16 protein-coding genes are annotated in these 20,395 nt (G+C 63.7%); 10 read left to right on the top strand and 6 right to left on the bottom strand.

Features of this window, described 5'->3' with window-relative positions; translation table 11 throughout:
• Nucleotides 1-70 precede the first annotated feature (70 nt).
• From GGR13_RS16955 to GGR13_RS16160, 7 genes are all read left to right on the top strand, one after another.
• A complete protein-coding gene (locus tag GGR13_RS16955) occupies nt 71-157 on the top strand; it encodes a potassium-transporting ATPase subunit F (protein ID WP_332640023.1) in 87 nt (28 codons plus the stop codon).
• A gap of 12 nt (nt 158-169) precedes the next feature.
• On the top strand, nt 170-1,879 hold the full coding sequence (gene kdpA, locus GGR13_RS16185; protein ID WP_183214625.1) for a potassium-transporting ATPase subunit KdpA: 1,710 nt from the start codon (nt 170-172) through the stop codon (nt 1,877-1,879).
• 15 nt (nt 1,880-1,894) lie between these two features.
• Entirely contained in the window at nt 1,895-3,964 is a 2,070-nt protein-coding gene (kdpB, locus tag GGR13_RS16180) for a potassium-transporting ATPase subunit KdpB (RefSeq protein WP_183214624.1), read from the top strand.
• Between the two features lie 23 nt (nt 3,965-3,987).
• Nucleotides 3,988-4,773: a TorF family putative porin gene (locus GGR13_RS16175; protein ID WP_183214623.1), complete on the top strand. Its 786-nt coding sequence runs from the start codon at nt 3,988-3,990 to the stop codon at nt 4,771-4,773.
• Between the two features lie 12 nt (nt 4,774-4,785).
• Entirely contained in the window at nt 4,786-5,364 is a 579-nt protein-coding gene (kdpC, locus tag GGR13_RS16170; protein WP_183214622.1) for a potassium-transporting ATPase subunit KdpC, read from the top strand.
• Nucleotides 5,365-5,449: 85 nt separating this feature from the next.
• Entirely contained in the window at nt 5,450-8,044 is a 2,595-nt protein-coding gene (locus tag GGR13_RS16165) for a DUF4118 domain-containing protein (RefSeq protein WP_246347926.1), read from the top strand.
• Nucleotides 8,045-8,050: 6 nt separating this feature from the next.
• A complete protein-coding gene (locus tag GGR13_RS16160) occupies nt 8,051-8,740 on the top strand; it encodes a response regulator (RefSeq protein ID WP_183214620.1) in 690 nt (229 codons plus the stop codon).
• 59 nt (nt 8,741-8,799) lie between these two features.
• On the opposite strand, the gene GGR13_RS16155 is transcribed toward GGR13_RS16160, so the two are convergent.
• The 3 genes from GGR13_RS16155 to GGR13_RS16145 all read right to left on the bottom strand — a co-directional run bounded on the left by GGR13_RS16155 (nt 8,800) and on the right by GGR13_RS16145 (nt 14,584).
• Complete coding sequence (locus tag GGR13_RS16155; RefSeq protein WP_183214619.1) at nt 8,800-9,492, bottom strand: fumarylacetoacetate hydrolase family protein; 693 nt, start codon at nt 9,490-9,492, stop codon at nt 8,800-8,802.
• Nucleotides 9,493-9,891: 399 nt separating this feature from the next.
• The gene (locus tag GGR13_RS16150) at nt 9,892-12,345 is read right to left on the bottom strand and encodes a TonB-dependent receptor (RefSeq protein WP_221230770.1); all 2,454 of its coding nucleotides are present in this window, start codon (nt 12,343-12,345) and stop codon (nt 9,892-9,894) included.
• 385 nt (nt 12,346-12,730) lie between these two features.
• The gene (locus GGR13_RS16145; protein WP_343060464.1) at nt 12,731-14,584 is read right to left on the bottom strand and encodes a methyl-accepting chemotaxis protein; all 1,854 of its coding nucleotides are present in this window, start codon (nt 14,582-14,584) and stop codon (nt 12,731-12,733) included.
• Between GGR13_RS16145 and GGR13_RS16830 the strand changes: the two genes are divergently transcribed.
• Both GGR13_RS16830 and GGR13_RS16140 read left to right on the top strand, forming a co-directional pair.
• The gene (locus tag GGR13_RS16830) at nt 14,538-14,666 is read left to right on the top strand and encodes a hypothetical protein (RefSeq protein WP_281380636.1); all 129 of its coding nucleotides are present in this window, start codon (nt 14,538-14,540) and stop codon (nt 14,664-14,666) included. The genes GGR13_RS16145 and GGR13_RS16830 overlap by 47 nt on opposite strands.
• Before the next feature lie 372 nt (nt 14,667-15,038).
• A complete protein-coding gene (locus GGR13_RS16140) occupies nt 15,039-16,091 on the top strand; it encodes a DUF2332 domain-containing protein (protein WP_183214616.1) in 1,053 nt (350 codons plus the stop codon).
• Nucleotides 16,092-16,230: 139 nt separating this feature from the next.
• Here GGR13_RS16140 and GGR13_RS16135 read toward each other — a convergent pair whose 3' ends face one another.
• A complete protein-coding gene (locus tag GGR13_RS16135; protein ID WP_183214615.1) occupies nt 16,231-17,238 on the bottom strand; it encodes a hypothetical protein in 1,008 nt (335 codons plus the stop codon).
• 336 nt (nt 17,239-17,574) lie between these two features.
• Between GGR13_RS16135 and GGR13_RS16130 the strand changes: the two genes are divergently transcribed.
• Complete coding sequence (locus GGR13_RS16130; protein WP_183214614.1) at nt 17,575-19,188, top strand: NAD(P)/FAD-dependent oxidoreductase; 1,614 nt, start codon at nt 17,575-17,577, stop codon at nt 19,186-19,188.
• A gap of 84 nt (nt 19,189-19,272) precedes the next feature.
• Here the strand turns inward: GGR13_RS16130 and GGR13_RS16125 are convergent, their stop codons facing one another.
• Nucleotides 19,273-20,061: an SDR family oxidoreductase gene (locus GGR13_RS16125; protein ID WP_183214613.1), complete on the bottom strand. Its 789-nt coding sequence runs from the start codon at nt 20,059-20,061 to the stop codon at nt 19,273-19,275.
• The gene (locus tag GGR13_RS16120; RefSeq protein WP_183214612.1) at nt 20,061-20,387 is read right to left on the bottom strand and encodes a nuclear transport factor 2 family protein; all 327 of its coding nucleotides are present in this window, start codon (nt 20,385-20,387) and stop codon (nt 20,061-20,063) included. The genes GGR13_RS16125 and GGR13_RS16120 overlap by 1 nt, the downstream gene beginning before the upstream one ends.
• Nucleotides 20,388-20,395: the final 8 nt, after the last annotated feature.

The following is a 20,395-nucleotide window of genomic DNA, read 5'->3' as shown; positions in this document are numbered from 1 at the left end:
TTCTGGCGATCGGCGGCGGGGCGTTTGTCGCCTTCGCCGTTCTCGCCGTTGCATTGAAGCGGGTGTGACGATGCTGGTCGCCATACTCTGGGGGGTCGGCGCGGTCGTCGTCGCTGTTTACATGGTCGCGGCGCTGCTGCGCCCCGAGCGTTTCTAGGACGCCACAGCCATGAACATACAAGGATGGGCGGAGATCGCCCTGACCCTCGGTCTCGCCGCGCTTATCGGCTGGCCGATCGGACTCTATATGTCACGCGTCTGGAATGGCGAACGGACCTGGCTCGACCCGGTGATGAAGCCGGTCGAGGCCCTGTTCTATCGCGCAGCTGGCGTGAGCCCCCGGCAAAGCCAGGGCTGGCTAAGCTATGCGGGTGCCCTGCTGACGTTCAACGCGGCGGGCTTTCTGTTGTTGTACGCGATCCTGCGCCTGCAGGCTGGTCTGCCCCTGAACCCTCAGGGGTTCGAGGGCGTGTCTCCGCATCTGGCCTTCAACACCGCCGTCAGCTTCGTCACCAACACCAACTGGCAGTCGTATGGCGGCGAGACGACGATGTCTACGCTGACCCAGATGACCGGGCTGACCGTCCAGAACTTCCTTTCGGCCGCGACCGGCGCGACGATCGCCGCCGCTCTGGCGCGGGCCTTCGTGGCAAGTCGAGGGGAGGGGGTGGGCAATTTCTGGGTCGACATGACCCGCACCACCCTGTGGGTTCTGCTTCCGCTTTCGGCGATCTTTGCCGTTGTCCTGGTTGGCCTCGGCGTGACCCAAACCCTGCAGGCCTCAGCCGCCGCGACCGGACTTGAAGGCGGATCCCAGACCCTGTCCCTGTTCCCGACCGCGAGTCAGCTGGCGATCAAGCAGCTGGGCATCAATGGTGGGGGCATCTTCAACGTCAACTCGGCGCATCCGTTCGAGAACCCGACGCCGCTGACCAACCTGCTCACGGCCATCTCGATCAATATGCTCGGCTGGGCGGCCTTCTTCGCTTTTGGCCGTACCGTTCTGGCCAGAAAGGACGTGCGCGCGCTCGCCATCGCGGCTCTGGTCCTGCTCAGCCTGTCGGGCGCGGCCATGTATGCCATCGAGACCCAGCCGGCGCCTGCCCTTGTCGCGGCCGGTGTCGACGCTTCCGCGAATATGGAGGGCAAGGAGGTCCGCTTCGGTGTGCCCGCCTCCGTCGTCTGGGCTGTCCAGACCACCGGCGCGTCCAGTGGCTCGGTCAACTCCATGCACGCCAGCTACATGCCGCTCGGCGGGGCGCTGCAGATGTTCCTCATGCAACTCGGCGAGATCCTGCCCGGCGGCATCGGGTCAGGCATCGCCATCATGGTCGTCATGGCCGTGCTGTCGGTGTTCGTGGCCGGTCTGATGGTCGGGCGAACGCCCGAGTATCTGGGCAAGAAGATCGAGGCCCGGGAAATCCAGTTCGCCATGATCGCGGTGCTGGTCCTGCCCCTGGCCGTTCTGGGATTCACCGCTGTCGCAGCTATCCTGCCGGCGGCGCTGGCCGGGCTTCTGAACGACGGTCCTCACGGTCTGTCCGAGATGCTCTATGCCTACACCTCGGCGGCGGGGAACAATGGTTCGGCCTTCGCAGGGCTGACGGCCAACTCGCCCTGGTGGAACACGACCCTGGGCATCGCCATGCTGATGGGGCGGTTCGTTCCGGCCATTGCCGTCCTGGCCATCGCGGGCAGTCTGGTCGCCAAACCGAAGCTCGCTCCGAGCCCCGGCACCCTGCCGACCCATGGCCCGCTGTTCATCGGTCTGGTGATCGGCGTCATCCTCATCCTGGGCGGGTTGCAGTTCTTCCCGGCCCTCGCCCTTGGTCCCATCGTCGAACACTTCCAGGTGCTCGATGCCGTGGCCCGGCTCTGATCCGGAAATCCTGACATGACCTTCGCAAACCCCGAGCTTCCGGGCGATCCCCGCCCGTCCGCTCCCCTGGCCGGTGGATTGTCCGGCCCATTGCTTGGCCGGGCCATCGGCGACGCCGTCGTCAAGCTGGATCCCCGCAGACTGGTGCGGAATCCGGTGATCTTCACGACCTGGATCGTGGCCCTGCTGGCAACGGTATCGGCGATCGCGGCTGTCATGGCCGGCGAGGCGGCAGGCTTTGCCATCCAGCTGGCCATCTGGCTCTGGGCGACAGTCCTGTTCGCCAACATAGCCGAGAGCGTCGCCGAAGGACGCGGGAAAGCCGCGGCAGACTCATTGCGCGCCACCCGCGTCACGACCAAGGCCAAGCTGATCGTCGATCCGGCGACCGGGCTGACGGTGCCAACGCCGGCCGGCGATCTGGAGGTCGGCTCGATCGTGCTGGTCGAGGCCGGCGACGTCATCCCTTCGGACGGAGAGATCGTCGAGGGCATTGCCTCGGTGAACGAGGCGGCCATCACGGGCGAGAGTGCGCCGGTCATCCGCGAAAGCGGCGGCGACCGGTCGGCGGTGACCGGCGGCACCACCGTCGTGTCGGACTGGATCAAGGTGCGCATCACCTCGGCTCCCGGTTCAACCTTTCTGGACCGGATGATCGCCATGGTCGAAGGGGCCAATCGGCGCAAAACGCCCAACGAACTGGCCCTGTCGGTGCTTCTGGCCGGTCTGACGCTGGTCTTCCTGATCGCAGTGGTGACGCTGGTGGGGCTCGGTGCCTATTCCGGCATCGATCTCGACCCCATCGTGCTTGGCGCCCTGTTCATCACCCTGATCCCGACGACCATCGGCGGGCTGCTGTCCGCTGTCGGGATCGCCGGGATGGACCGGCTGCTGAAGGTCAATGTCCTGGCCACATCGGGCCGCGCCGTCGAGGCAGCCGGCGACGTCGATACCCTGCTGCTCGACAAGACCGGGACCATCACCTTCGGCAACCGCATGGCGACCGAGGTCATCCCGAGCCCCGGGGTTCGCCCGGAAGCCGCAATGCGCGCAGCCGTCATGGCATCGCTGGCGGATGAAACACCCGAGGGCCGTTCGATCATCGAGCTGGGGCGGAACGCCGGCGTGGTCGTCGACCTTCCGGCGGGGGCCAAGGCGATCGCCTTTTCGGCCGCGACCCGCCAGTCCGGCGTCGATGCGGACAGCAAGTCCTGGCGCAAGGGCGCGGTCGACGCCGTGCTTCGGTCGCTGGACCTGACGGACTCACAGACACCGGCCGAGTTTCGTCAGGCGGTCGACCGGATCGCCCGCTCCGGAGGCACGCCGCTGGCGGTGGTCGAGGATGGCGTTCTCGTGGGGATCATCCACCTGAAGGACGTGATCAAGCCCGGCATGAAGGAGCGGTTCGCCGACCTGCGCCGCATGGGGCTGCGGACGGTGATGATCACGGGCGACAACCCGGTCACAGCCGCCGCCATCGCATCGGAAGCCGGGGTCGACGACTACCTTGCCGAGGCGACGCCCGAGGACAAGATGCGCCTGATCAAGGCGGAACAGGCCAAGGGGCGTCTGGTCGCCATGTGCGGCGACGGGGCCAACGATGCTCCGGCACTGGCGCAGGCCGATGTCGGCGTTGCGATGCAGACCGGGGCTCAGGCCGCGCGCGAGGCCGGCAATATGGTCGACCTCGACAGCGACCCGACCAAGGTCATCGAGATCGTCGAGGTGGGCAAACAGCTGCTGATCACGCGGGGTGCCCTGACGACCTTCTCGATCGCCAACGATGTGGCCAAGTATTTCGCCATCATCCCGGCGATGTTCGTGGTGGCCCTGCCGGCGCTTGGCGCGCTGAATGTGATGGGGCTGCACAGCCCGCAGAGCGCCATCCTCTCGGCGGTCATCTTCAACGCCCTGGTGATCGTGGCCCTGATCCCGCTGGCCCTGCGTGGGGTGAAGTATCGGGCCATCGGAGCTGGAGCCCTGCTGTCCCGGAACCTGCTGATCTATGGCCTCGGCGGCCTGATCGCGCCGTTCGTCGGCATCAAACTGATTGATCTCGTCATCTCGGGGCTCGGCCTCGCATGACCTTCCAAAGAAGGACCATCCCCATGTCGCGTAGATCCCGCCCCAAGGCCTCAGGCTCGAACGACGCCTGGTTTGCCGGAGCCTGTCTTGTCGGCATTATCGTCTTCGGCCTGGCCTCCAGCGCCCGGGCCCAGGCCATCGAGGCGACATCAGCCCAGAACCTGTCTCAGGCCGTAGCCGAACCTGCCACGCCCGCCATTGCCTGGAACGTCGCCGTCGGGTCCGACTATGTCTTCCGGGGCGTGAGCCAGACCGAGGAGGACGCCGCAATTTCAGGCGGCGTGGATCTGACCAGCGGCACCTTCTACGCCGGGGCCTGGGCCTCCAACGTCGCCTTTCCGGGCGATACGGATACGGATGCAGAGATCGACCTGTATGCGGGCATTCGCCCCGAGTTCGCCGGCTGGAACTGGGACGTCGGCGTAGTCGGCTATCTGTATACGAGCCAGCCTGACGCTGCCGACTACGACTATGTGGAAGCCAAGGTCGCGGCCTCGCGCGCCGTCGGCCCCGCCACCATCGGAGCCGCTCTTTACTGGTCGCCGGACTTCTTCGGGGCGGCCGAGGACGAGGCCACCTATGTGGAGGCCAATGCCGCCTTTTCACCGGCGGACAAGTGGACGATTTCGGGAGCCGTCGGACGCCAGTTCGTGTCCTCGGACTTTGACTACATGACCTGGAACCTGGGCCTGGCCCGGCAGCTGACGGACACCCTGGCTCTGGATGTTCGCTATCACGATACCGATGAGCACGACTTTGGCGACATCTACGGCAGCCGCGCCGTGGTCTCGCTGAAGGCCAGCTTCTAGAGGACGACGCCCATGCTCAGCCAACTCCGCCCCGCGATCGTGATGGTCGCCCTTTTCACCCTGTTGCTCGGTGTGGCTTATCCGCTCGGGATCACCGGCATCGCCCAGGCCGCCTTCCCTGGCCAGGCCAATGGCAGTCTTGTTCGTGACGCAGATGGTCAGGTCGTCGGCTCGGCCCTGATTGGCCAGCCGTTTGCCGAAGCACGATATCTGCATCCCCGGCCGTCTGCTGCCGGCGATGGCTATGACGCCTCGGCCTCGTCGGGATCGAACCTGGGGCCTCTCAACACGGATCTGGCAGACCGGGTGAAGACCGATGCCGATGCCATCCGCGCCGAGACTGGCACGCAGGTCATTCCTGCCGATGCAGTGACCACCTCGGCTTCCGGCCTCGACCCGCATGTCTCGCCGGCCTACGCTCGGCTTCAGGCAGCGCGGGTGGCGCGGGCCAGAGGGGTCGATGTGGCGGCGGTGCAGGCAGTGATCGACGACCATACCGACGGTGCCCTGCTTGGCTTCATTGGCCAGCCACGTGTCAATGTGCTGCTGACCAACCGGGCGCTCGACGTCCGCTTCCCCGTCGGAACCTGACTTGCCGCAGCCGCCGCCCCAACCTGATCCCTTGAAGGTCGCATCGCAGCGACCCCGGCGAGGTCGGCTCAAGGTGTTCCTCGGCATGTCGCCTGGGGTGGGCAAGACCTATGAAATGCTGCGTGCCGCCCGACGCCGAAAGGCCGAGGGCGGCGACGTCGTTGTCGGGGTCGTCGAGACCCACGGCCGACGAGAGACCGAGAGCCTGTTGCGCGGCATGGAGGTGATGCCGCGAGCTCCGATCGACTACAAGGGGCGCGCCCTGATGGAGTTCGATATCGACGCGGCGCTGGCGCGCAGACCGGGGCTTTTGCTGGTCGATGAATACGCCCACTCCAATGTCCCGGGCTCACGACATCCGAAGCGATGGCAGGATGTCGAGGAAATCCTCTCGGCGGGCATAGACGTCTGGACCACGCTGAACGTCCAGCATCTGGAAAGCCTGTCGGACGTGGTGCTCCGGATCACCGGGGTGCGACAGCGAGAAGCCGTTCCTGACAGCGCGCTGAGCCGTGCCGACGACATCGAGGTCGTCGACATCACGCCTGACGAACTGCGCAAACGCCTGTCAGAGGGCAAGGTCTATGTGCCCGAGACCGCGCGCCTGGCCTCGGAGAATTTCTTCAAGGTCGAGAATCTGACGGCCCTGCGCGAGATGGCGCTTCGCCGGGCCGCGCAGACGGTCGATGACCAGCTGCTGGCGACGTTACGCGAGCGCGGTGTCGAGGGGCCCTGGGCGGCGGGCGAACGGATCCTGGTGCTGGTCGGAGGGGATGCCATCGCCGCGTCCCTTGTCAGGGCGGGGCGCCGACTCTCCGACATGATGATGGACGCACCCTGGACCGTCGCGCATGTCGAACGACCGAACCGACCGGTGTCGGGTCCCGGGACGGGCACCCGATTGCGCGAGGCCTTCCTGCTTGCCGAACAGCTCAGCGGACGGACGGTGGTCCTGACGGGTGACGACGTGGTCAAGGCGGTGATGGATCACGCTCACCGCAACAACGTCACCCAGATCGTCATCGGCAAGAGTCGGGGCAGTCGCATCAACGATCTGCTCGGGCGCTCCCTGGCGGTCGGCCTCCTGCGCTCGGCCCGGGGCGTGGCGATCCATGTCATCACAGAGCCCGGCGGAGCCCCCGTCGAGCGTCGGGAAAAGGTCCGTTCGATCGCCCGTCCTCACCATTGGCGAGGCTATGCCGTCGGGGCCAGTTTCATCGGGGTAGCAACGGCGTTTGCCCTGTTTCTGGACCGGACGTTTGCACGGGTCGATCTGGGGGTGATCTACCTTTCCGCTGTCCTGGCGGCGGGGGTCCTGTACGGCCTTCGTCCGGCCCTGGCGGCCGCGACCGTTGCCTTTCTGGTCTACAATTTCCTGTTTCTGGAGCCCCGCTACAGTTTCGCCATCGGCTCTCCCACAGACCTTCTGACGCTGGTTGCCTTCTGGGCTGTTGCACTGGCAACCGGAACCCTGGCAGGACGCGTCCGCGATCAGGCTCTGAATGCCCAGCGCCGCGCCGCAGCCGTGTCGGCCCTGCTGGCTGCCAGCCAGGCCCTGTCGGCCGCGGATGACCCGCTGGACACTGCGACCGTTCTTGCCGAACAGACCGCCGCTGCGACGGGCGCAAGGACGATTGTCCTGTTGCCGCGTGACGGTGACATCACGCCGGTCGCCGGTGCTCCGGCCCTTGAAACCCTGGGTGCCACGGCCATGGCGGCCGCCCGATGGGCCTGGGAGCGCGGTGAGCCTGCAGGGCATGGAACGGGCACGCTTCCCCAGACCAGCTGGACCTTCCGACCGTTGCAGGGCGTGCGTGCCCGTTCGGGCGTGGCAGGGATCGAGGCCGATGCCCTGGCGCCGGGCTCCGACGAGGAACGGCTGGCTCTGGCCTTGCTGGAGCAGGGCGCCGTGGCTTTGGAGCGGGCGCAACTGGCTGGCGACGCCGTGGAAACCGAGACGCTTCGCCGGACAGATCGCTTCCGCGGTGCCCTGATGAACTCGGTCAGCCACGATCTGCGCACGCCGCTTTCGACCGTCCTCGGGGCCGCTACCACCTTGATCGACTATGGAGCGACCCTGAAACCGGCGGTCCACAAGGACCTGCTGCTCAGTATCCGCGAAGAGGCCGAGCGCCTCAGCCGCTATGTGGGCGATCTGCTGGACATGACCCGGCTCGAGGGCGGTGCGCTCAACATAAAGGCCGACTGGACCGATGTCCGGGATGTATTGAACGCGGCCGCAGAGCGTGTGTCGCGCCGGCTCGGATCACGCAATCTGACGCGCGACTTTCCTGCCCAGCTGAGCGCCGTCAGCCTCGATCATGGCCTTCTGGAGCAGGCACTCGTCAACATCCTGGAGAACGCCATCGCCTATAGCCCCGATGGCTCCACCATTGAGCTGGCCGCCTATGAGGACCGGGGCTCGGTTGTGATCAGTATCGAAGACGAGGGTAAGGGCATTCCCACGGCCGAACTGGAACTGGTTTTCGATAAATTCCGCCGGATGGAGGAACAGCCGGACCGCTCCAAGGGGGCCGGGCTCGGTCTCGCCATCGCCAAGGGCTTTGTCGAGGCGATGAATGGCCGGATTGCTGCCGCCAGCCCCATTCACAACGGGCTGGGAACCCGGGTTCTGATCAGTCTGCCCAAATCCGTCGCCACCCATCCGAACCTGTTATAAAGAACGATGTCGGCCGTCAGACCCCGTATCCTCGTCATCGACGATGAACCGCAGATCCATCGCTTCCTGTCACCCGCGCTGGACGCCGCTGGGTATGAGCCGAAACGGGCTGACAGCGGTCAGGAAGGGTTGCGCGGCATTGCGCTGTGGAGCCCCGATGCCGTGGTCCTTGACCTTGGGCTGCCTGACCTTGACGGCAAGGACGTGCTCAAGCGCGCCCGCGAATTCTACAAAGGGCCGATCATCATTTTGTCGGCTCGCGACCGCGAGGCCGAAAAGATCGAGGCTCTGGACCTTGGGGCAAACGATTATGTCGAAAAGCCCTTCGGCGTGGGCGAGTTACTGGCGCGCATCCGAGCCAGCCTGCGCCACGGTGCGGATACCGCCGCACCCAAGGGTCCGGTCGTTGCCGGGGACGTCACGATCGACCTCGATCGGCGGCTTGTGACGCGAAACGGTCAGCCCGTACGGCTGACGCCAAAGGAATACGACCTGCTGGGCCACCTTGCCCGGCACGCGGGCAAGCTTGTGGGCCACTCGGATCTGCTCACAGCCATCTGGGGCGCGGCCCATGCCGCTGACACTCAGTATCTCCGGGTGGTCATCGGACAGCTTCGACACAAGCTGGAAGCAGACCCAGCCCAGCCGAGCCTGATTCTGACCGAACCCGCCGTAGGCTACAGGCTTCAGGTCTAGACGGACGCGACGTCAGTTTCGTCTCACCCGATTGCCGCGCAGGTTGATCGACTGAACGTTCAGGCCGCGAGAGGGCCAACGGTCACCGTCAATTCGCCAAGGCCGTCGATGGCTCCGACCAGAACATCGCCCGGGACCACGGGGCCTACACCCGCTGGGGTCCCCGTGTAGATGAGGTCGCCCGGCTCAAGACGATAGAATTTCGAAAGGTGAGCGATCACTTCCGGAACTGACCAGATGAGGTCGGCCAGGTCGCCAGTCTGTTTCGTCACGCCGTTGACGGCAAGCGTGATGGCTCCCTTTGATGCGTTGAAGTCCGCCGCTGGATGGATCGTACCTAAGGGTTTGGACCCCTCTACGTTCTTGCCTGCGTCCCAGGGTCGCCCGGCATCGCGAGCGATAAACTGCAGATCGCGCCGGGTCATATCCAGACCGATGGCGTAGCCAAACACGAGGTCCAGCGCGTGATCAGTGGAAACCTCCCGACCGGACTTGCCGATGGCGATGACCAGCTCGATCTCGTGCTGATAGTCCGAGGTGGCCTGAGGATAGGCGATGATGCTGCCATCCGGTACGACCGTCTCGGCCCAGGCGGTAAAGAAGAAGGGCGGCTCGCGATCCGGATCCTTGCCCATTTCACGCGCGTGCGCAGCGTAATTTCGGCCGATGCAGAACAGACGGCGAACAGGAAAGTAGTCACTCGTCGTGGTCGGGGCCAGCACGGGCGGTACCGGTTGAAAGGTCAAGGTCACGCGGCTTCTTCTCTGTGAGTATTGATCTCTTCCTTGCAGGCCTGGTCCGAATCTCCAAACATGACAAGGGCGGTGACTGGATCGATGTGTGATGTGGTCAGTGACAGGTTGCGTCGGCGTGCATCATCCGACGCGGTGTCTCCATCGGTGGTCACGGTGAGTGAACAGCGGCAGACGGAGCGAAGTGGATTTCGCCCGGTTGTCGGTGGCAAACGTCAGACGGGTATCTGAATCTCCTGAAGCAGCACAACAAAATGGGGCCGCCCCGGTGAAGAGCGGCTCTGATTTGGCTGAACAGCGACGGCTTCCCAGGCAGATCGGTTGTGTCCAAAGATCATAGTGGGGCGCGCGATAAATGCGCGCCCCGCCAGTATCTTTCTAGATAACAGGGAGTTCCGGTCAGAAATAGAAGCGGACGTTGGCCGAGACCGTACGCCCCGGCAGCGCCTGCACCAGGGTCACACCGCTTGTCGGCAGCGAGACCGAAGCGACGTCCGTCAGCGCCAGTTCGTCAAACAGGTTGGTGGCGGTCAGCGACAGCACGACCCGATCGACCAGGCGAACCTGCACGAAGGCATTCACGGTCGTGTAGCCGGGGATCGTGAGCTGGTTCTGGTCCTGGCTGAAGCTTTCCGTCGTGCCCACCAGGCTCGCGCCGACCGTGAAGAGGTCGGTCTCGTACTGGGGGACCAGCTGGAAGATCATGTCGGCCTGGCGGCGCGGCGTATTGCCGATCAGTGCCCGGTCGGCGGCTTCCGTGATCTCGGCGCTGGTCAGCGTCGCGCCTGCCGTGAGGCTGAACGGACCCCGGCGGATACCGCCCTCGATCTCGGCACCCTTGGCCGTGTAGCCCTGGGTCACCAGGACCAGCTCGGTCTGCCCGCCGGCGCCGGGGCGGATCTGCTGGTTCGTCTCGCTGACCTCGGCCCAGAAGCCGGTGAGGTTGGCGAACAGGCCATCCGTGCGGAACTTGAAGCCGATCTCGGCCTGGTCGACCGGGTCATAGGCTGTGTCCTGCAGGGTGAGGCTGCCGTTGGCGGGGTTGATGGCCGCCGTCCGCAGGATCTTCTCGCCCGCCGCACGCCCGCCGCTGCTGTAGCGCGCAAATGTCGAGAACTGCTGCGAAACCCGATAGTTGGCACTGACCGAATAGGAGGTGTAGTCGTAGTCATAGTCGACCGGGATGGCGTTCGCAGCCGGGGCAAAGGCAAAGCTTCGTTCAGCCTCGGAAAGCACCCCGTCGTTGTCGACATCAATGGTCCGCACGTTCGTGGGGCCGTTGGCGGTGGTGAAGCCACTGACCTGGCCACTGTCGAACCGCACCGAGCCACCGACCGCCAGCTTGCCGATCCGGTAGTTCAGCGAGCCGTAGGGGGCCATGACACTGTAGCCGACATCATAGCGAACATTCGAGCCCGGGTTCGCTGTCGGCCCGAAGAAGTTGTAGACGCCGTCCTGGGTGCGGGGCGTGCCGTTGGTGTTGATGATATCCACGTGGGCGGAGTTCCCGCCGCCGACAACATCCTGGAAGAAGGGGATGTACTGGCGGTCGAACTGCACATCCTGTTCCGAGTTGTAGACGCCGACCGTCGTCGTCAGTTCGCCCCCGCCGATGTCCCAGACGCGGCTGGCGCGCAGATCGTTGGTGAAGTTGTTCAGGCTGCCGATCTGGGTATTGACCAGGGTCGAATAGGCAATCAGTCCATTCCCGTTGAGGGTGGTCGGATTGGTGATCGGCTGTCCCTGCCGTGGGCCGGAGGCATAGGCCAGGCTCCCGGGTCGTGCACCGAAGGCCAGCGGCAGCAGGCCGGCCGGGGCGATCGCCAGAGGGTAGTTCAGGACCTGGCTGCCTGACTGGTCCGCAAAGCGCATGCTGTCGGAAATGCTCCATCCGCCGAGGGTGAAGCGGGTCTGGAGGCCGATCGACTTGACCAACGCATGGTTGCCCGTGTCGAGGTTGGCCCGGCTCAGTTGGCCGTCGCCATTGAGATAGGGGAAGCTGGCAAGGTTGGCCGTCGTCAGGGTATCTTCCGTGATCGAATAGTTGGGGACGTCCCTGTATTGCGGGTCGTCGTTGCTGCCCGTGACCAGCATTGGCGCAGGCGCATATCCGATGACGCGATCATCCAGCAGCTTGGCCTCCAGACGGATGAAGCCGCCCTGGAACTCCTTGGTGATGTTGGCCTTGATCTGACCACCGCGATTGCCGTCGAAACCGGCGTTCCGGACACCTTCGCCCTCTCGGTAGAAGCCGCCCACGTGGAAGCGCAACGTATCCGAAAGGTGGCCGCCGTAGCTGAAGTCGCCGCGATAATTCTCGTAGTCCAGGCCGGTCGAGGCCTGGAACGACCCGCCTTCGACTTCACCGGTGTGCGAGATCAGATTGATGACCCCGCCCGGTGCATTGGAGGCGAACGTCGAGGACGAACCACCACGGATCGACTCGATCTGGGCGACGTTGAAGTCATAGCGCATGAAATAGTCGGGCGTCAGCGCCAGGATGTCGCCAAACTCAAGGATCGGAAGCCCGTTCTCCTGGAACTGAAGGTATTTCGCACCGCTACCCACCATCGGCAGGCCCCGGATGGTGTAGTTGCCGTTGACCTCGCCATAGGCGGCCTCGGCCCGAATGCCGGGGATGGTCCTGAAGATGCCGCTGATCGAGGACTCGCCGATCTTGACGATGTCGACGTCGGTGATCGAGCTGGTCGAGGTCGCGCTGTCCAGACGGTCTCGCGCACGGGCCACGCCCGTGACCACCATTTCGTCATTGGCCCGGGTGCGACTGGCTTCCCAGGCCGTCGGCCGGGCTTCCTTCTGCTCTGTTTGGGCATAGGCGGGCAGAGCAAGCAAGAACGGCGCGATCGCGACCGAAACGTACAACGACTTCATAGAATTTCCCAGACTGAAAACAAAGCCAGCTTCAAATGCCGCGCTTATGGCCAATCTAGTTCAAACTACTTAAGCTACTCTGAAGTGATGTATATGTATATTGTCGTACTTGGGTCTCTCCGACCCCATAGGCTCTCAAATATCAGTTTAAAAGCCCTGAGATCGATTTGACTCGGGTGCACCGATCAGGATGGCCGTGAAGCTCAGGTTCCGCCTCGGCCTTGCTGTTGAGGGCCAAATTCTGAAGCCGCCAGCAATCGACTGGGCTGGGCTGCTGTCCGGTTGACGAACTGACGGCCCTTTCCAACGCGCTCCTGCTTCTGAAGCTTGCGTGAGACTGGGTTCGTCAGAACTCTTCCCATTGGTCGTCACTCGCGGACGGGCTCAGCGCCAGGTTGCCAGAAATCCGGGGAAGACTGCGGGGCGTTCTGGTCGTGTCACGGGCCGGGGCTGGCTTGGCCTGGGGTGTAGCGGTTCTTCCGGCATTTGCTCTTGGCGCCTTCAACCGGAAGCGCGCCACCAGAGTGGCCAACTCGTCGGCCTCGGTCGCAAGCAGCCCCGCGCCGGCGGTGGCCTGCTCCGCCATCGCCGCATTCTGCTGGGTCATGTTGTCCATGTTGGCGACCGAGCCATTCACCTGTTTCAGGTTCTCGGCCTGGGTCTGCGCGCCTTGTGCGATCTCCGTGATCAGGGCGTTGGTGTCGCTGATCTTGGCGACCACGCGCGCCAGCATCTTGCCGGTCTCCCCGACCCGATCGACGCCGCTTTTCACCTCTTCTGACGCCCTGTTGATCAGGCCCTTGATCTCCTTGGCGGCATCGGCCGTGCGCTTTGCGAGCTCACGCACCTCTCCAGCCACCACAGCAAAGCCCCGACCAGAGTCTCCAGCCCGCGCGGCTTCGACGCCAGCATTCAGAGCCAGCAGATTCGTCTGCAGGGCGATGGCATCGATCATGTTGATGATCTCGGCGATCTTCTGTGAGCCGGTCTCGATCGCGCCCATGGCCGAGATGGCCTCATCGACAATCACCCGGCCGTCCGCTGCATCGCCATTGGCGACCGTGATGGCAGCCTTGGCGTTGGTCGCGCTGTGGGCCGTCTCGCCAACCATGCGGGTGACCTCGTTGGTCGCCATGGTCGTTTCCTGCAGGCTGGAGGCCTGCTGTTCGGTGCGGCGCGACAGGTTCTCCGACGCGGAGTAAATCTGCGTGGCACCCGAACGGACACTGTCTGCAGAGGCAGCCACCCCGGAGATGCTCTGCTCCAAACCCTCCACCGCAATGTTGAAGGCCTTGCGCAAGCGCTCATATTCGGGCGCGAACGGCGTGTTGATCACATGGGTAAGATCGCCGGCCGCCAGGGCGTCCAGGGCTGTGTCCAGGGCTTCCACGACGTGACGCTGCGCCTCGTCGGCCTCCGCCTTGCCACGCTCTGCCTCAGCCTTGGCTTGGTCTGCCAACGCCTTGGCGGCATCGGCTTCCGCCTTTGCCAGAGCGGTGTCACGGAACACCAGAACAGCCCGCGCCATCTCCCCCAGTTCATCGGCCCGGCCGGAGTCGACCTCGATGTCATTGTCGCCCCGGGCCAGTTGCTCCATGGCCTCGGTCAGCGTCGTGATCGGACGTGCGATCGTCCGGCTCAGCAGGATCGACAGGGTGACCGCGATGAGAATGAGGGCGATGCCGCCGATGACCAGAGCGACGATGGCCGTAACGATTGCGGTTTCCTGACGCTTGCCGTTGGCCGCCGTCAGCTCGGCCTCGCCCTCGCGCAGCTCGCGCAGTGGCAGTACCGCCGCACTGACGAGGACCGCCGTGCCGGCATCACGCACGGCCTGCTGAGCCTCTTCTCGCCGGCCCGCCCGCACTTCGGCGATCATGGCGTCGCCCCAGTCGCGGCGCCACGCAACCGTCGCCACGCGCGACTGCTCAATCAGTTGCAGTTTGGCCGGGTCTTTCAGAAGTCCCTGGAGCGTGACGACAACCTCGTCATAATCCGTGCGGCCTTCGTCATAGGATTTCAGGTAGCTCTCGTCTCCTGTAACCAGAAAACCCCGAAACTGGCTGTTCTGGCGCAGGATTGCGGTTTCGAGAGACATGGCGTGAGCTTCAATCGACCGGCTGAGATTATTGCTCTCCGTCGAGCTGCGAATCATGAGTATCGTTGCAAAGAATACTGCCATCATGACGGCAGCTGACACACAGATCAGCACGAATGACAGGCTTAGCTTTCGCGGTATTCTCATAGCTGAAATCACGATACGTCAGTCCATTGGTTTATGATCGGCATATATCGAAAACAACTCGCCGCCGCCCTATCGAGCGCGATCCACTCCGACCTGGAAGTGCAGGTGGTTCTGCGGCAAGACGAAATCGAACCCGAAAGCCATGGGTGTTCTAGGTGTGCGCAGTTGAAGGCATCGTTAACAGCAGCAGCAACGAGCGCGCCATTTCGCAGATGAACTTTATAAGTCCGGCGAGTTTCTATCGGTTCACCGGCCGTTAAAGGAATACGACTAGCTATTAGTAGTTCGGTTTCGCCTACGTAGAACTACTTATATGGGCATAACTTGAATTGAGGCCCTCTTAGCTTCAGCACGGGGGCGTTTCGCGCAAGAAATTCAGGAAGCGTATGCCTATGCCGTTGGTGATTCTATGAATGGTCTCGCGGCTTCGGTTGATGAAAATGAGTTCCTGAAGCAAGCTCGGCGATGCCGTTCGATGGGGTCCTCGTTCGTGGCCTCTGTCCTCGAGGCCGCTGACCGGCAGCTGGCTCAGGCACCTGTGACCGCCCAGATGATTCATCAGTGGCCTGGTGATCCGGCTGCTGCGGCCTTGGCGATGCGGGTGAATGCGGCACTTCATGCCCTGGCCCGACGCGCGACCCCGGAAAATCTCGCGAGCTTGTACAGCGGCGAGCATAACGATTTTGATGGTGCCATAGCCGAGGCGTTTGCGCAGCAGGACGCGTTTATCGCAGGCTGGATCAGCACACCCACTCAGACAAATGAGGTCGCGCGCGCCGGTGCGATCATGTCTGCCCTGATGGCCGCACCGCTGGCGCGGCCGATGCCGTTTGAACTCCTCGAAGTGGGTTCGAGCTGCGGCCTCAATCTCAACCTTGCGCGCTATGCCTATAAACTCGGGCCGGTCTCCGCCGGTGACCCATTATCGGCTGTCAGGATCGAGCCCCGTTGGCGAGGTCTGGCGCCTCGCCTGTCCCCCGTGTCAATTATCGCGGCTCGTGGCGTGGACCTCCAGCCGCTGAACGCTTCGCACGCTAGGGATCGCGAGCGTCTGCTCGCCTTCGCCTGGGCGGATCAGCCGGCGCGCTCCAAGCGCCTCGATGAGGCTCTGAAAATCGCTGTCGAGCATCCGCCGCGGGTCGACTGTGGTGATGCCGCGACCTGGCTGGCCCGGCGCATGGTCGAGCCGCAGAGGTCAGGGACCTGTCGTGCCGTCGTGCACAGCATGGTCCTGCAGTACCTGCACGAACATGAGCGCGAGGACATTGCCGCGACCATGGCTGCTGCAGGTGCCCGGGCGACCGATGATCGCCCGCTCGTCTGGGTCAGTTTTGAATGGACGACAGATCGCCGCGAAGTCCAGTTGCGCCTGACGTGGTGGCCGACCGGAACCAGCGTGGTCCTGGCCCGGTGCGACCCGTATGGTGACTGGCTGGAATGGCTGGGTGCCAGCCTCAACTAGAGCGCGGCTGACCAGGTGGGGTCCATCGGCTTCCCCGTATTGTGCTGAAGCAGTTCCCTTGCACACAGACACCTGACCCGCCGCGCATGTTTGTCACCCATCTACGGGTTGCAGTTTCGTTCAAACAGTCCGGGACAGTTCATTCCGTCGTGTCGAAGCGTTGAGTTCGTGTGTCCCACTTCAGCCGAATATTCGGACAAGATGAGTCGGATCCGCAGTCTGGATTGCTGATCAGGATCGCCGGTCTGGACGCTACGTCATAGAGGGGCTGCTCTCCAGCCCGTGACGTGAATGCGAGTTCCGGATCCTGCCCGGCACGGGACACGTATATCCTGTAGGGCTGCTGCTCCCCGTATGACGTATCGTTCCCCGGACACTCCGCGGGTGCCTGGAAAAACCAGTCACGGACGCGATCTCCATCAAGATCAGGGACTGAATGGATTGTCGCGTACGCGACAGACAGGCCTTCGTCGTCTGTTGGGGCTGGGCAGGCTTTGGCGGTATCGCGCCAGAGGCGTTGAAGCGCTTCAGGAGCAGCCTCTGGAAACTGAGAGCCCGCTCTCTGGGAAGGATCCAGAACGCCGATGGGCGCGCGCACCAGGGTTTCTCCTCGCCGATTGGGGCGCTCGACCAGTCGCTTCAGCGCAGGGTCCCAGGCAAAGGCGTAGGTGCAGTCATCGTTGAACGGCGAGCACATGACTCGATGGACTGATACATCGATGACCCTCTCGTCATTCCGGTCGCCGATCGCAAAATCCAGGGTCTGGTCGTCAAAGGCCAGGATGTAGCCAGTGTCCGCATCGCTAACGAACAGGCTTTTGAGACAACCACCGGTACCGCAGTAGTTGAGGCCAGATTTCGAATAATCCACCAGCCAGTCCGCGACACCATCGTCTGACACATTGACTTCGATTATGACGCCTTCTGGTACTTCCCTGATTGGGGCTGACTGTTCAAATGGATATGAGCGGTCGAAATTGGCACCGTTGATCTCGTGCAAGACCATCCACTCGAGAGACTCACGCGGCCCCGGTCCTGATGACAGTGGAGATTGACCCTCCGCTTCCCTGGAGCAAGCTGAAGCAAACAGCATGGCGCTGAAGGCAAAAAAGGTCGGCAGGTTTCGATGTCTAGGCATCAGTTCCATTTTTAAAACCTCTGACAAGTCAATTTTTATAGTTGAATCAATTCAAGATAACAGCGCTTTTTTGTAGATGGTTGGAGGGGGAACGCTCGGCAGCACAGTCGCGGTCGACCGCGTCCCTTAGGGGAGTACCGGGTACCGAGGTCTGTGATACCGTTGTCGCTGGGCGTCTCAACGGCACCTCCCGCTGTCGATGGTTTGTTTGCGCTCCTGACCGATGGTCCTACACGCCAATAGCAGGCAGGCAGTGGCAATCTGACTGCGCCATGTCGGGTCTGACGATCGTTCTGTTTGGCTGCCTGGATGCGTTCGTCGCTGCGAGGCGCTACAAGCACGCCGATGCTACGCCTGTCAGAACTCAAATTGCCGCTCGACCACCCTCCAGAGGCGTTGCCAACCGCGATTGCCGCCCGGCTGGGCGTGTCGTCGGGTGATCTTGTTTCATGGTCGATCTGGAAACGGGCGCACGACGCGCGGAGGAAATCCGCGATTCTGAAAGTCTATATCGTCGACGTGGAGGTGAAGGGTGAGGCAGCGGTGCTTGCGCGCTTCGCAAACGACACACACGTATCGCCCACACCGGATGTCGCCTATCGCCCGGTCGCTGCTGTCCCCAAATCTGGGCGTCTGCGTCCTGTCGTGATTGGCGCCGGGCCGTGCGGCCTTTTCGCCGGGTTGATCCTGGCGGAAATGGGCCTTGCGCCGATCATCCTCGACCGTGGCAAGGTGGTGCGCGAACGGACCAAGGATACTTGGGCGCTTTGGCGGAAAGGCCGGCTGGACCCTGAGTCCAACGTCCAGTACGGCGAGGGCGGTGCAGGCACATTCTCGGACGGCAAGCTCTACAGCCAGATCAAGGATCCACGCTTCCTGGCACGCAAGGTGCTGACCGAGTTCGTCGCTGCCGGGGCACCAGCGGACATTCTGACCGAAGCGCACCCGCATATCGGCACATTTCGCTTGGTGACGATGGTCGAGGCCATGCGGGCCAAGATCGAGCGGCTGGGCGGCGAGTATCGCTTCGAGCACCGCGTTACGGACATCGATCTGGACAAAGGCACCTTGCGGGGCGTGCGCCTGCAGACCGGCGAGACTCTCGAGGCCGACCACGTGGTCTTTGCCATTGGTCATTCGTCACGCGATACCCTGCACACGCTCTACGACCGCGGCGTCCATGTCGAGGCCAAGCCGTTCTCGATTGGTTTCCGGATTGAGCATCCGCAATCGTGGATCGACCGGGCCATGTTCGGCCCCTGTGCCGGCCATCCCGATCTGGGCGCAGCGGCGTATACGCTCTCGCATCACTGCAGCAACGGCCGAACCGTCTACAGCTTCTGCATGTGCCCGGGCGGCACGGTGGTGGCGGCGACCAGCGAACCCGGGCGCGTGGTGACCAATGGCATGAGCCAGTATTCGCGCAACGAGCGGAACGCCAACTCCGGCTTTGTGGTCGGCATTTCGCCGGAAGACTATTCAAGCGACCACCCTCTGGCAGGCATTGATCTGCAGAGGGACCTCGAGAGCCGCGCCTATGCGGCGGGGGGCGGCGACTATTTTGCGCCGGGTCAGCTGGTCGGAGACTTCCTTGCGGGCCGGCCTTCGACTGCGTTGGGGGAGGTCGTTCCCAGCTACAAGCCGGGCGTGCGTCCAACAGATTTGGCACCGCTGATGCCCGACTATGTCATCGCTGCCATGCGCGAGGCCTTGCCTGTTTTCGGCCGCAAGATCGCCCGCTACGATGACGCCCAGGCGGTTCTGACCGGCGTAGAGACCCGCAGCTCGTCGCCGGTTCGCATGACCCGCGGGGCTGACTTTCAGAGCCTGAACGTGCGCGGCCTGTTTCCCGCTGGCGAAGGTGCAGGCTATGCTGGCGGCATCCTGTCTGCTGCCGTCGACGGCATCAAGGTGGCCGAGGCTGTTGCCCTTTCCATGGCCGGCAAGGCAGCGGCATAGGCCGAAGGAGCCGGGTCAGCCGGACTTTCAGACGGATAGGGCGCGGCACACTTCACAGCCACTGAAGGCCCGGACGGGGCCACACTAGATCGAGGGCATGGTACCTCCATCGATCACGAAATTGCCCCCGTGAATCGCTGTGGCCCGGTCCGAGGCCAGAAAGGCGATGAGCTCGGCAACCTCCTGCGGGTCAGCAGGCCGGCCGAGAGGAATCCCACCGAGGCTGGCCAGGACGCTTTGTCGGGCGTCCTCGATCGTGCCGCCTGAGCCTTCAGCGATCCGCTCGAGCAGACTTCCAGATGCCTCCGTCATGATCCAACCGGGCGAGACCACATTGACCCGCACGCCCTTGGGACCAACCTCCTTGGACAGCGCTTTGCTGTAGGTCGTCAGCGCAGCCTTCGCTGCAGCGTATGCCGTCGTCGAGTCCGGGAGTGGCAATCGACCCTGAATGGAAGCGAGATGGACGATGACACCGGAACCACGCTCGATCATCTGCGGAACAAGCAGCCGGTCGAGGCGAACGGCTGGCATGAGGTTGATGTCCAGCTCCGCTCGCCAGTGATCCTCCGTCAGAGCCGCAAAGCCGCCTGACGGCGCGGATGACCCGCCAACGACGTGAACCAGGGCATCAATGCCGCCGAACCGAGAGAGGGCAGCCTCGGCGAGCGCCGCGGCACCTTCGGGGGTCGTCAGATCAGCCTTGATGAACTCTGCGCCTGTTGGCTCGTCCGGTCGGGAGCGTGCGGCCGTGATGACCTGAGCTCCGCCAGCAAGAAAGCGCAGGACGGTAGCCCGACCCGTGCCCTTTGTGCCTGCGGTGACGAGTACCCTTTGGCCCTTGAACTCCGAGGGATCCGGTCCAGACGCCATCACGAAATCTCCAGCGCGCGGATGAGGCTGTCTTCGAGTGTGAATCGCAGGGTGAAGCGGATCGGGCTGCCCTGGAAATTGCCGTGGGTCAGACCGTTCAGCACCACCTGTCCGTTTTCCTCCTGACAGGTGTCGGGCGTGAAGACCGCGCTGGCGGCCAGCGTAGCGTCCCTGATCCAGCCCCGTAGCGCCTGCCGGCCACGATGCTCGCCGCCGTCGTCACGCACCACTGCGTCGCTGGCGAAGGTCTGGAGCATACCGTCCAGGTCGAGACGCGCATTTGCCGAGACGTAATCGGCGATGGGCTTGGGAAGGGTGGGCGTCATCTCGGTCT

Origin of the sequence: Brevundimonas variabilis (assembly GCF_014199945.1) — a bacterium.
In the GTDB taxonomy this organism is placed as follows: Bacteria; Pseudomonadota; Alphaproteobacteria; order Caulobacterales; family Caulobacteraceae; genus Brevundimonas; species Brevundimonas variabilis.
This window is presented reverse-complemented; position numbering and strand designations above follow the sequence as displayed.

What these genes read in the sequence shown, in the direction of transcription:
- GGR13_RS16955 (WP_332640023.1), top strand. Translation starts at nt 71, where the DNA reads ATGCTGGTCGCCATACTCTGGGGGGTCGGCGCGGTCGTCGTCGCTGTT.
- kdpA (WP_183214625.1), top strand. Translation starts at nt 170, where the DNA reads ATGAACATACAAGGATGGGCGGAGATCGCCCTGACCCTCGGTCTCGCC.
- kdpB (WP_183214624.1), top strand. Translation starts at nt 1,895, where the DNA reads ATGACCTTCGCAAACCCCGAGCTTCCGGGCGATCCCCGCCCGTCCGCT.
- GGR13_RS16175 (WP_183214623.1), top strand. Translation starts at nt 3,988, where the DNA reads ATGTCGCGTAGATCCCGCCCCAAGGCCTCAGGCTCGAACGACGCCTGG.
- kdpC (WP_183214622.1), top strand. Translation starts at nt 4,786, where the DNA reads ATGCTCAGCCAACTCCGCCCCGCGATCGTGATGGTCGCCCTTTTCACC.
- GGR13_RS16165 (WP_246347926.1), top strand. Translation starts at nt 5,450, where the DNA reads ATGTCGCCTGGGGTGGGCAAGACCTATGAAATGCTGCGTGCCGCCCGA.
- GGR13_RS16160 (WP_183214620.1), top strand. Translation starts at nt 8,051, where the DNA reads ATGTCGGCCGTCAGACCCCGTATCCTCGTCATCGACGATGAACCGCAG.
- GGR13_RS16830 (WP_281380636.1), top strand. Translation starts at nt 14,538, where the DNA reads ATGAGTATCGTTGCAAAGAATACTGCCATCATGACGGCAGCTGACACA.
- GGR13_RS16140 (WP_183214616.1), top strand. Translation starts at nt 15,039, where the DNA reads ATGAATGGTCTCGCGGCTTCGGTTGATGAAAATGAGTTCCTGAAGCAA.
- GGR13_RS16135 (WP_183214615.1), bottom strand. Translation starts at nt 17,238, where the DNA reads ATGGAACTGATGCCTAGACATCGAAACCTGCCGACCTTTTTTGCCTTC.
- GGR13_RS16130 (WP_183214614.1), top strand. Translation starts at nt 17,575, where the DNA reads ATGCTACGCCTGTCAGAACTCAAATTGCCGCTCGACCACCCTCCAGAG.
- GGR13_RS16125 (WP_183214613.1), bottom strand. Translation starts at nt 20,061, where the DNA reads ATGGCGTCTGGACCGGATCCCTCGGAGTTCAAGGGCCAAAGGGTACTC.
- GGR13_RS16120 (WP_183214612.1), bottom strand. Translation starts at nt 20,387, where the DNA reads ATGACGCCCACCCTTCCCAAGCCCATCGCCGATTACGTCTCGGCAAAT.